Consider the following 12,514-nt stretch of genomic DNA (forward strand, 5'->3'; position numbering starts at 1 on the left):
TAATAAGCCTAAATATCTTGACAGCTAAACGCTTCTGCCATACCGACAACAACCCGACGCGAACCCGAAAATGGCGTGCGTCCGTGCGCGGCTAGCATATTATCTAACAGCAAGACATCTCCTTCTTCCCAAGGGAAAACAATCGTTTCTTGCTGGTAGCAGCGACGAATTTCGTCTAATATAAAATCTTCACTGGGCGAGCCATCGCCGTAATAAGCATTGCGGGGTAAATCTTCCTGTTTAAAAGAAGTTAAAAGCTCTTTGCGAACGGCGGGTTCGAGATTGGAAATGTGGAAGAGGTGAGCTTGATTAAACCACACCATTTCCTGAGTTTTTGGGTGCTGGGCGACGGCTTGACATATTTGCCGAGTTCTCAAGCGATCGCCACTTTTCCATTCTAACTCAATTCCCGCTTTTTTGCAATACTCTTCTACCTCTCTTTTGCTATCAGTATTGAAGACATTTTGCCAGGGCAAATCTACGCCACCGCCGTAATTTCGCACATACATAACCTTTTTTTGGGCAAACTTTTCTCTAATCTTTGAATCCAGGCTTTCAAACACTTTGCGGCTGTTAGCAATCGGAGTTTCTCCTCCCTGTTCGGCTTTCTTGACGCAGAAAAAAGCGATTTTCAGCGGCCAATTTCGAGAATAAGCCATTTCATTGTGCAGGGGGATGAATTGCTCGGCAGGATACTCGGTGGAAGTGTAGATATTTCCGCTTACCTGACTGCGCGGAGTTGAGCGAAAAGAATATTCCAACAAGTCGCCAGCAATAGTTTGAATAAACTGCTCGAAACCATTCACCCCGCCGACTTCAAAGCCTCGAAAAAGTATTCCTCCGTGCTTCCATAACTGTGTTTCAATTGATGAGCGATTGTTTTGTGCCCAACCTGCGAGATTTAATTTTTCTACTGTTGGCTGAAGAACTAGAGGTAGAAGGTTTTCGGGCTGGAGGTAGGCGGTTTTGACTAATTCCTCTGAGGACAGGGTGACGGCTTTGCGCCTAACTGATCCTAACTTTTGGGAATTGAGATTCTTTGTTTCTGTATTTGTCATAACTTTTGCTTTGGTGAAATTCTTGCGAGTTTTCCCGAAAAAACCTGAGAGATTGAGCCATCATTTTAAACTTTTCATAACTTTGCGTTTAGCCATTTTTAATTTTTGAATTCCCGAAAGATGAATTTGTTTTTCCTGCTCGATTTGGTGCTGCCTTTCTGCTTCGGCAATAATTTCTGCCAAGTCGTCGAGCTTGATATCTGGCTGGATGACTACCTGGTTGAGGAGGATTTGAAAACCTCTCACCATTCGGGCAATGGTCGCAGCCTCAAATAAGTCTGTTTTGTACTCAAATAAGCCTTGAATCCCTTCTGCAATCTCCCAGAGAGTGAGGCTTAAGTCGTGTCTCGACATACCGACATCGAATTCCACAATGCTCAAGGTCAAACCAGCTAACTCCAGGGGTGGCATGGGTGCATTCTGGAGAACAAACCACACTTGAAACAGCGGGTTATAGCTGAGATTTCGCTCCGGCTGCAATTCCTCCACGAGCTTTTCAAAAGGGACATCGGGGTGAGCGTAAGCTGCTAAAGATACCTCGCGTGTTCGACCGAGTAGTTCGCGGAAAGTTGGATTACCTGCGGTGTCAATTCGCAGCACTAAAGTATTGACAAAAAATCCAATCAGTTCCTCTAATTCAATGCGGTTGCGATTGGCGATTGGAGAGCCAATAGCGAGGTTGTCCTGCTTTATTTGGCTGGAGAGCAAGGATTTAAATGCTGCCAACAACGTCATAAATAGGGTGACATCTTGTTGCTGGGCGAGCGTTTTCAGCCTTTCAGTTAAAGAAGCAGAAATCACAAAAGATTGCTGCGATCCTCGGAAAGTTTGCACGGGAGAGCGCTGCTTATCTGTTGACAGCACAGCTAAACCGCCTCCCAATTGCTGTTTCCAATAAGCGAGCTGTTTTTCTAATTTCTCTCCCTGGAAATGCTGCCGCTGCCAACTGGCGAAGTCGGCATACTGTACGGGAAGTTCAGGCAGCCCAGAGGGTTTGTCAGTGGAAAAAGCTTCATAAAGTGCGGCTACTTCTCGCACCAATACCCCCATAGACCAACCATCAGAAATAATGTGGTGTATCGTCAGCAGCAACACATATTCTGCCGAACCCAGTTGCAACAGAGTGGCCCGCAGTAAGGGATCTCGCGTTAAGTTAAAGGGGCGTTGGGCTTCTTCCAGAGTACGCTGCTCAATTTCAGCTTGCTGCTCAGTTTCTGCTAAATGTTGCAAGTTTACCACCGACAAAGCGAAATCCAAGGAAGGAGAAATCAGTTGAACAGGTTCCCCGTCTACTTCTGCAAAAGCAGTCCGTAAAACTTCGTGACGCCTGACAATTTCATTGAGTGTTTGTTGGAGTGCCGACAAATTCAATTGCCCTTGCAACCGCACAGCAGCAGGAAGGTTGTAGGCAGGGTTTTCGGGAGACAATCGATCGAGAAACCACAGCCGTTGCTGGGCAAAAGAAAGGGGAGCAGAATTTTGCTGCGATCGCCTGGGAATACGCTTAGATTGCTCAGCCTGTACTGCCTCTTTGCCCAATGCTTTGAGGAGGAGCGCTCGCTTCTGGGGCGAGAGGTTTTTTAGTCGTTCTGAACGATTAGTAGACATCATGATTCACCTCCTCGCAGTGGTCGCTGTTTGTGATAGTTAAGGAAAGCTTTGCTGCTATTTTTAGCTGGTCGTTTAAAACAACGTTGATATCTGCTTCAGTGGTAAGGGGGTTGGCAAGGACGACTCGAAAAGCAACAATGGGAATGGTTTTGCCATAACAGGTGTTTTGCACGGTTGTTCGCGATACGAAGGTGTGACCGGCTCGCCGCTGGGCCTCCTGAAGGCGCTCGTTAAATTGATTAATGAAGTGGTTGTCTGCTTCGGCTAGTTGTTTTTTGGCTGCTTTTTCCCTGAATGTTTCTGGAATGTAGCGGTATAAAAGAATATTAATTTCTGGTTCTAGCAGCAATTCAAATTCTGGATTTTCCCGAATTAAATTGGCGAAGTGCTGCGTTTTATCGATGCCTGCATCTATCAAAAACTCATAGCCTTGATGCCCGATGATATTCAACGCGGCTTGCAAGAACAAACTCGCACCTGGTCGAGAGCCTTCGAGAGAGCGCTTGCCTAGATCGATGGAGTCTTTTCGCACCGTGTAGGGCGCGTGTTTTTCAATAACTTTGGCGGTTTGGGGATTGCGGAATAAAACCAGACCGATTCCCATTGGCAAATACATTTGTTTGTGTCCATCTATGGTGACGGAATCTGCTAGTTCAATGCCTGCGAATTTGTGCCGGTGACGTTCGGAAAAAAGCACGGGGCCGCCCCAAGCGGCATCGACGTGAAAGTGAGCGTTTGCTTCTTGGGCGATCGCCGCTATTTCTGGAAGCGGATCGATACTTCCCGAATCGGTGCTGCCTGCAATACCGATAATTGCCAGAATGTGCAGATTGCGATCGCGACATTCGGCCACAGTTTGGCGCAGCGCTGCCAAATCCATGCGGTGGTTGGAATCGGTGGGGATTTTTAGGAGATTGCGATCGCCAATGCCTAATAAACCGGCAGCCTTTTCAAAAGAATAGTGCATCAAATTGGAGCCGATTATCACCATTCCCTTGTAGCCGTAAAACTCTAAAGCTGCGTACAAGCCTTCTTTTTCAATGCCACTAAAGTTATTTTTTGGCCCTAAAGAAGCGTTGCGAGCGCACCACAAAGCTGTGATATTAGCCAGGGTGCCGCCCGTTGTCATGATACCGAGCGTGCTGTCACTTTTTTGAATGTGCTGGTTATAAAAATCCTCAGAAAAATCGTAAATTAATCGGTGCATCATTGCCAAAGTCTGGCGCTCGCAAGGGCTTAAAACTTTGGCCGTTTCCATCTTGACTAAATTTTGATTCATCGCGGTTAAAAGCTTCGCGATCGGGCGCACAAAATAGGGAAGTGCGCTCGTCATGTGACCGATATATCGGGGGGAAGATGTGTGAATGGAATGGGCAACGAGGGTTTGAGTCAAATCATCGATATAATTGCCAACATCTGTAGGAAGGGTGGGAATTTTGTTTTCCCTAAACTCCTGAATAATTAACTCTAAGTCAATATCTGTACTAGCAGTTTTTGCGTACAAAAAGTCTTGAACTAGGGCAGAAATTCGCTCCTCCATTGCTTCTTCTGCCAAAAATGACTTTTCTGAAGCACTGAATAGCTCCATTAACTTTTCTTCAAGTGGGGTAACAGAGGCTTTTAATGACTGCATTACCTCTTGAGAATCTTTGGCTTTTACTGTTAGTTTATTCATCCCGCATCAATCCTGTTAAATGGGCTTTTTTGTCTCCTATTCCCACCGAAGCCTTAAGGAGAAAAGGGCTGTCTGTGCTTTTTTCCCAACCCGATTTTTACTCAGTCAGCATCACAGTTTGTGCTGACTCTCCCTCACTATTTTCTAAGAGATCGAGCAATTCATCTATCTGGTTAGAATCGGCGTTTGCCAGAATTTCTTCCTCGATTAGTTCAGCTAAATTCTCAATGGTGGGAGCTGCAAAAAAATCGCACATCGCTAACTCTACCCCAAAGCACGATCGCACTCGCGATATTAACTGTGTTGCCATCAGAGAGTGACCGCCGAGGTCAAAAAAGTTTTGGTTATTTCCTACTTTTTCTAGCCCTAAAAGAGCAGTCCAAATTTCAGCAATTTCTTTCTCTGTGGGCGTTTGTGGCTCAGTGAAGGCTGTTTCATCAGAAACGTAATCGCACCTTTGAGATAAGGCGAGGCGGTCAATTTTTCCGTTGGGCGTTAGTGGGAGCGCATCTAATAGCACAAAAGCTGAAGGCACCATGTAATCTGGCAGTTTGTGCTTCAAGAATGAACGCAGTTCGGAAATAAGTTCTGGGTGCTGATTTCTGAGCCCTGAGTTAGGAACTAGGTAAGCGACTAGACCTTGACTGCCCGGTGCTTTTTCCTGAAGCAAAACAGCAGCGGTGGACACAGAAGAATGTTGAGAAAGTGCTGCCTCTATTTCTCCGAGTTCGATGCGGAAACCGCGAATTTTTACTTGGCAATCGCCACGGCCTAGAAATTCTATATTACCATCCGGCAGGTAACAACCGATATCGCCTGTTTTGAACAAAACTTTTTGATGAGAATTACCGAGAAAATCTAATTTTTCTTGCCAAAACTGGTTAGAAATGAATTTCTCCGAGGTTAATTCGGGGCGGTTTAAGTAGCCCTGTGCCAATCCATCGCCGCCGACGTAAATCTCGCCGGGAATTCCTATGGGAACGGGTTGCAAATTGCGATCGAGCAGATAAATTTGTGTGTTGGCGATCGGGCGACCGATGGGAACTTTCTCGACACAGTGAGTTGCATCGTACCACGTCACGTCCGCAGCTACTTCAGAAGAGCCATAAAGATTGATTAATACCCGCTGGGGCATCTGCTCTCGAAATTGCTGGCAAAGTTCCAGCGGCAGAGTTTCTCCGCTGCAAATCCAATATTTTAATTTAGGCAAACGCCTGTCTAAATCAGGGAAGGAATCTAAGATAGCGCGCAACAAAGAAGGAACCAGCACCAGTCGCGTTACATTTTGCTTTGATAAGGTTTGAAGGAATTGGTTAATATCTTTGACGGCTCGATCGGGAATAATCACAGTGGGCAACCCATGCAGCAAAGGAGCAAAGATTTCCCAAACCGAATCGACAAAATTTAAGGACGTTTTTTGACAGCAAATATCTTCTTCGATAAAGGGGTAGGGGTTCCAAAAACAGCGATTGACTGTGCCTCGGTGGGTTCCGAGTACACCTTTGGGAGTGCCTGTGGAGCCGGAAGTGTAGAGGACGTAAGCGAGGCGATCGGCTTCCACTTTAACAGCGGGGTTACGATCGCTCTGGCGGGAAATTTCCTTCCATTCGGCGTCGATACAGACGACTTTAGCGCTGTGTTCGGGGAGGGTTTCTAGGAGGTTTTTTTGAGTCAAAAGCACCGGAACTTTTGCGTCGGCCAGCATGAAGGATCGGCGTTCTTGGGGATAAGCAGGATCGAGAGGAACGTAAGCGGCACCGACTTTTAAAATGCCCAAAATGGCCACCAGCATTTCCAGCGATCGCTCTAAGCAAATTCCCACCAAAACTTCTGGTTTTACACCTAGAGATTGCAGGTAATGCGCGATTTGGTTGGCTTTGGCATTCAATTCGCGGTAAGTCAATTGTTCATTTTCGCAAATTGCAGCCACTGCATCTGGGGTTCGCTCTGTTTGCGCTGCAAATAATTCGTGAATTGAGGAATTTTTGGGGTAATCCGCTTGGGTGTCGTTCCACTGGACAAGTAATTGCTGGCGTTCGGCGGCGCTCAATAGGGGCAATTCTGACAGTTTCTGCTCAGGATTGGCAGTCATTCCCTCCAGTAAAGTTTGCAAGTGTCCGAGCATCCGTGCGATCGCAGCGTCTTCAAAGCGGTTGCTATTGTAACCAATTTTGAGCGCCAACTCCTCACCCGGCACCACCGTCAGCGTTAGAGCATAGTTCGTCTTTTCAAAAGAAAGAACGCTTTCTATTTCCAGGTTTTGAACCCGCTTCTGCAAAGAAGCCTCTAAGGGATAGTTCTCAAAAACTACCAGCGTGTCAAACAAAGGCAGCCTGCGCGGCACTTCGCTCCACCGCTGCACCTCTACCAAGGGGCTGTATTCGTACTGCCGCGCCTCTATTTGTCGGTCCTGCAACTGCTTGAGCCAAGACAGCAGCGAGTCTTTTGGGCGAATCTTGACGCGCGCGGGCAGGGTGTTGACGAACAGCCCCACCATCGATTCTACTCCCGCCAAGTCTGGTGGACGACCGGAGACAACCGTTCCAAAAATGATGTCTTCCTCGCCGCTGTAGCGGCTCAGAAGCAGCCCCCAGGCTCCTTGCACTAGAGTGTTCAGCGTCAATTGCTGCTGCCGAGCTAACGATCGCAGCGCTGCTGTTGTCGCTACAGACAGCAGGATTTGCTGTTCCCGATCGCTTTCTTCTCCCGCAGCGGAGCCAAAATCCCGCTCAATTGGCAGCGGCGTGGGTGCGGTAAAGCCTTGGAGGCGCTGCCGCCAAAACGACTCAGCCTCAGACAAATTCTGCTGCTGTATCCAAACAATGTAGTCGCGATAGGGGCGCGGGCGCGGCAAGGATAATTGCTCGCCGTTAAGGAAGGCTTGGTAAAAATCAAAGACTTCTGTGAGGATGGCGGGGTTAGACCAGCCATCTAGCAGCAGGTGGTGGTGGCTCCAGATGAAATAATAAGTATCTTTTGCCAGTTTGATGAGAGTCATCCGCATCAACGGCGGTTGCCGCATATCGAAACCCCGATCGCGATCGCTTTTGAGAAAGGTTTCTAGCTGCTGTTGCTGTGCTGCAGGCGCGAGCTCTTGCCAGTCGCACTCTTCCCAAGGCAGTTGGACTTGCCGGTACACGACTTGAACGGGTTCTTTGAGGCCTTCCCAGACGAAGGAAGTACGCAAGATGGGATGTCGATCGGTCACGTGCTGCCACGCCTGCTTGAATGCCTGCGCGTTCGCCAGTTTACGAAGCGTGCAAGTTAATTGCTCGAAATAAACTCCCGAGTTGGGAGAGTAGAGGGTGTGAAAGAGCATCCCCTGCTGCATGGGCGAGAGGGGGTAAAAATCTTCAACGTTGCTTTTGCCCATTTCAAACTTTTCCAATTGCTGAAAGAATGTCTTCTAGGTCGTTTTGCGTCCACTGGCTCCACTTGAATTCTGCAAAGTCAGAGGGAGTGCAGCCGACTGCTTCGGGTTCCTGGGAAGCCAGGGCGATCGCTCGCAGGGCTTCGGCAAATTTTTGCGCTAAATTCTCCACCGTAGAACGGCGGTGGATTTCCTCGCTGTAAGTCCAATCCATTCGCAACTGCCCGCCCGCAACAAATCCGTTAATTTCTATCAAATAGCTGCGGTTTCCTTCGGGACTGAAAGGCTGCCCGACGGATTCCCCAGACAGGGCAAATAAAGATGATTCAGGGAGAACTTGGTCGAACTGTCCGAAGTAATTGAAACTCACCTCGGCTGCAGGGAGCGAGATCAGTTTCTGGGAAATTTCGCCGCCAGCGAGATATCGCAGCAACCCGTAACCCATACCGCGATTCGGGATGGCGCGCAACTGTTCTTTGACAGCCTTTAAGCCATCTGCGGGAGTGGAAGCCTCGCCGATCGACAGCAGTACCGGAAACACGGAAGTAAACCAACCCACAGTCCGCGAAACGTCTGCATCTGGGAAGATATCTTCCCGCCCGTGCCCGTCTAAATCAACCAGCAGCGATGGCTCTCGGGTCCACTGGGCAAACGCCCACGCCAGTGCTGCCAGCAGCACGTCGTTAATTTGGGTTCGGTAGACTTTGGGAACTTCGTGCAGCAAGACGTTAGTGTCTTCTGCTGCGATCGCCACCGACACGATGCGCGACTGCGCTACCGCATTGCTTCCCCCAGCGAAATCTACTGGCAGGGGAGAAATCGGCTTTTGCAGGTGTGCCAGCCAGTAATCGAATTCTTGGTGCAACGCTTCTGACTGAGCGTATTCAACCAGCCGCTGTGCCCACTGTTTGAAAGATGTCGTCTTCGGCGGCAGCGAGATTGCAAGACCCCTGCTCAACTGCTCGCAGGCATTATGCAAGTCTTCCAGCAAAATTCGCCACGATACGCCATCGACAGCTAAGTGGTGGATAACTATTAGCAGGCGCGAAGGTTGCTGCGCCCCCAGATCGAACAGAACAGCGCGCGCGATCGGCCCTTCTGACAGGTTTAAGCTTGCCTGTACTGCATCGGTCTTAGACGATATAGCACAATTTTGCTCACTTGTCAATAAATTAGATAAATCTAATTTTTCAAACGGCACGGCTCCCCCCGGTTCGGCATTGAACTGCTGCCAGCCAGATTCCCCGGGCGCAAAGCGCAGGCGCAGGGCGTCGTGGTGCGTCAGAAGTTGCGCGAACGCTCGCTCCAGCAGCACTGCTTCGAGGGGTTGGCGCACTTCTAACATCACGGCTTGATTCCAGTGGTGCCCGCAGGCAAAATTTTCTTCAAAGAACCACTGCTGCACGGGAGTCAGCGGCACCGCGCCCGTCACCGGTTTTTGCTCGGCTCGCACAACCTCGACAGTGCCAGCAGCGGCTGCCAGAAGAGCGATCGTCTGGTGCTGGAATAGCAGTTTGGGAGTCAGTTGCATCCCCGCTCGATTGGCTTTGGCGACAATCTGAATGCTGAGAATCGAATCTCCGCCCAACTCGAAAAAGTTGTCGTGTATGCCCACTCGATCGATTCCGAGAACCTCCATCCAAATACTGGCTAGCTGCTGCTCGATGCTGCTGCAAGGAGCCGCGAAAGTCTCTTCCAATTGGGATCGCGTCAAGTCGGGCGCTGGCAGCGCAGCCCGATCGAGCTTGCCGTTGGGCGTTAGAGGCAGTTTCGACTGCAGGACGAAGGCAGACGGCACCATATACTCTGGCAAGCGTTCTTGCAGGAACTGGCGCAGCTCGCTAGAAGATAACTGTAGGGGCGGTGCCCCCGTGCCCGCCCCTACGCGGGCATCGGGGACGACGTAAGCAACGAGACGCTTGCGAGCGTTTGCCTCTTCCCACACCAAAACCGCACTTTCCCGCACTGCAGGATGCTGGGACAGCACCGCCTCAATCTCTGCCAACTCGATGCGGAAGCCGCGAATTTTCACCTGATTGTCAATGCGACCAATTAGCTCGATATTGCCGTCTGGCAAGTAGCGAGCTAAATCCCCAGTTTTGTAAAGGCGATTTGAATGCCCGAAAGCAGAAATTTCTTCGCAGAAGGGGTTGGCAATGAATTTCTCAGCGGTTAATTCGGGGCGGTTGAGATAGCCCCGCGCCAAGCCTGCACCGCCGACGTGCAGTTCTCCGGGAACGCCGATCGGCACGGGCCCCAAGGCAGTGTCTAAGATGTAAAGCTGGGTGTTGGGAAAGGGCCGTCCGATGGGCACTAACTGCTCGCCCGCTAAATTTCCTGTCGCGCTTTCAAAATAGCAACTGTCGATGGTGGCTTCAGTAACGCCAAAGGAGTTAATCAACCGAGTTTCAGGGCCGCAAAATTGCCGGAATTTTTCATATTCCGAGCCATACCAACTGTCTGAGCCGCAGACGAGGATTTTCATAAATTCGAGCCGCTGTCCGCTCTCTTCTAGGTACTGGATCAGGTTCCTCAAGACGGCGGGAACGAATTCGGCAAAGTCGATCTTTTGCTGCCGCATCAGTTCGTAGAGTTCCTGCGGCGCGAGCAGCTTCTCGCGATCGCACAGCACCAGTTTGCCGCCAGAACACAGCGATCGCATCAAGTCGCCGCTAAAAACGTCGAATGAGAAGCTGGCCATCTGGAGGTGAGATGTTACCCCAGAGCGAAGCCCATAAGCGGTTTCCCAGCCTAAATAGGCATTTACCAGACTGCTGCGATTGACTGCCACCCCTTTCGAGCGTCCAGTAGAACCCGAGGTGTAGGTAACGTAAGCGAGGTTTTCAGGCGTGGCTGTGTTAGAGGGGTTTTCTTCGCTCTCCAGGGCAACTTGCTCCCAGTCTGCGTCCAAACAAACGACTGTGCAGGAGTGCGGGGGGAGCTTGTTTAACAGGTGTTGTTGCGTCAGCAGCAGTGGTGCCCGGGCGTCTTCGAGCATATAAGCCAAGCGCTTCGGCGGGTAAGCGGGGTCTAGGGGCAGGTAGGCTGCACCTGCTTTGAGGACGCCCAGAAAAGCCGCGATCGCCTGTAGGGGCGGTGCCCCCGTGCCCGCCCCCCTTTCAACGCAAACGCCCACCAGCACCTCTGGACTTGCTCCCAGCTTTTGCAAGTAATGGGCGATTTGGTTTGCCTTGGCGTTGAGCTGTCGGTAGGTTAGCTGCTGGTTGTCAAAGACTGCCGCCGGGGCGTCGGGGGTTTGCTCCACCTGTTTTTCAAACAGATCCTGCGGGCACTGGTTGGGCAAATAACCCGTATTGGTATTATTCCTCTGCAGCAGTTGCTGCTTTTCGGCTGCTGTCAGCAGGGGCAAGCTGGACAGGCGCTGCTCTGGATTAGCGGCGATACCTTCCAACAAGGTTTGCAGGTGTCCGAGCATCCGGGTAATGGTGGCGCGATCGAACAAATCCGTGCTGTATTCCACTGAGGCTTGCAGCCTTTCCCCCACTTCTTCTAAATCCAAGCTCAAATCACACTGCGTCGTATTCGTTTCGACCGCGAGCAGACTTAAAGTCAATCCGCGCAGATCCAAGGGCGGCATGGGGTTATTCCGCAACTGGAACATAACCTGAAATACCGGGTTATAACTCAGACTGCGCTCGGGTTGCAGTTCCTCAACCAGTTTCTCAAATGGCAAGTCTTGGTGCGCGTAGGCTCCCAAAGTCACCTCGCGCAAGCGTTGAAGCAATTCTCGAAAAGTAGGAGCGCCGGAAACGTCAGTCCGCAACACCAGCGTATTGACAAATACGCCAATGAGCCCTTCAATTTCCGCGCGGTTGCGGTTGGCGATCGGCGAGCCGACTAGCAAGTCTGTCCGCCCTGTATAGCGGTAAAGCAGCGCTTTAAATGCCGCCAGCAGCGTCATAAAAAGGGTAACGTCCTCCCGCTGGCTGAGGTTTTTGAGGGCGGCTGTCAGCTCCTGAGACAGCAATAGCGACTGGGTGGCGCCGTTTGAGGTCTGAATTGGAGGTCGGGGTCGATCGGCAGGCAGTTCCAGCAAGGGAGGCGCTCCCTCCAACTGTTGCTTCCAGTACGCAAGCTGAGTTTGCAGCACTTCGCCGCAGAGCCAGTTGCGCTGCCAGATCGCAAAGTCGGCATACTGCACGGGAAGCTCTGGAAGCTGCGGTTGGTTGCCGGCGGATAAGGCTTCGTAAATTGTCGCCAGTTCCCGCGCCAGCACTCCGATCGACCAGCCATCGGAAACGATGTGGTGCATTGTCAGCAGCAGGACGTATTCTTCTTGGCTAAGCTGTAGCAAAGATGTCCGCAGCAAGGGGCCTCGCTCCAAGTCAAAGGGCTGTTGCGCTTCCTTTGCAGATAGCTGCTTTACGGCTGCCTCTCGATCGCTCTGGGGCAGTTCTCGCAGGTCTATTACTGGCAGCCGCAGGCGAGTTCCAGGAGGAGCAATGACTTGAACGGGCTGTCCCTGAACCTCAGTAAAAGTCGATCGCAAAGCTTCGTGCCGGTTGACGATTTCGTTGAAAGTTTGCTCCAACACGGCGACATTTAATTTGCCTTTGAGCCGGATAGCGCCTGGGAGATTGTAGAAAGATTTTCCCGCCTCGAACTGGTCGAAAAACCACAGCCGTTGCTGGGCGAAAGACAAGGGGATCGAGTCGCCTTCTTTCCTTCTAGGAATTCTGCGATCGCTTGAGGATTCTACCCCCTTTTCTCGTAGCATCACTTCCAGCAATGCGCGTTTTTTTGCAGATAGTTTCAAATAGCTCATTTGACCCTGGTTAA

At 50.6% G+C, this 12,514-nt stretch carries 5 protein-coding genes; all 5 read right to left on the minus strand.

Annotation, left to right across the window (positions count from 1 at the left end):
• Positions 1-8 precede the first annotated feature (8 nt).
• Complete coding sequence (locus tag QUB14_RS03750) at positions 9-1,058, minus strand: TauD/TfdA family dioxygenase (RefSeq protein WP_333215310.1); 1,050 nt, start codon at positions 1,056-1,058, stop codon at positions 9-11.
• A gap of 60 nt (positions 1,059-1,118) precedes the next feature.
• Positions 1,119-2,669 carry a condensation domain-containing protein gene (locus QUB14_RS03755; protein ID WP_333215312.1) on the minus strand — a complete coding sequence of 517 codons (1,551 nt, stop codon included), beginning with the start codon at positions 2,667-2,669 and terminating at the stop codon, positions 1,119-1,121.
• On the minus strand, positions 2,656-4,344 hold the full coding sequence (panP, locus tag QUB14_RS03760) for a pyridoxal-dependent aspartate 1-decarboxylase PanP (RefSeq protein WP_333215314.1): 1,689 nt from the start codon (positions 4,342-4,344) through the stop codon (positions 2,656-2,658). The genes QUB14_RS03755 and panP overlap by 14 nt, the downstream gene beginning before the upstream one ends.
• 97 nt (positions 4,345-4,441) lie before the next feature.
• Positions 4,442-7,717, minus strand: coding sequence for an amino acid adenylation domain-containing protein (locus QUB14_RS03765; protein WP_333215315.1), 3,276 nt, complete (start codon positions 7,715-7,717; stop codon positions 4,442-4,444).
• Between the two features lies 1 nt (position 7,718).
• Complete coding sequence (locus tag QUB14_RS03770; RefSeq protein WP_333215317.1) at positions 7,719-12,500, minus strand: amino acid adenylation domain-containing protein; 4,782 nt, start codon at positions 12,498-12,500, stop codon at positions 7,719-7,721.
• Positions 12,501-12,514: the final 14 nt, after the last annotated feature.

It is taken from the genome of Microcoleus sp. B3-D2, from assembly GCF_036705345.1.
Classification (GTDB): domain Bacteria; phylum Cyanobacteriota; class Cyanobacteriia; order Cyanobacteriales; family Microcoleaceae; genus Microcoleus.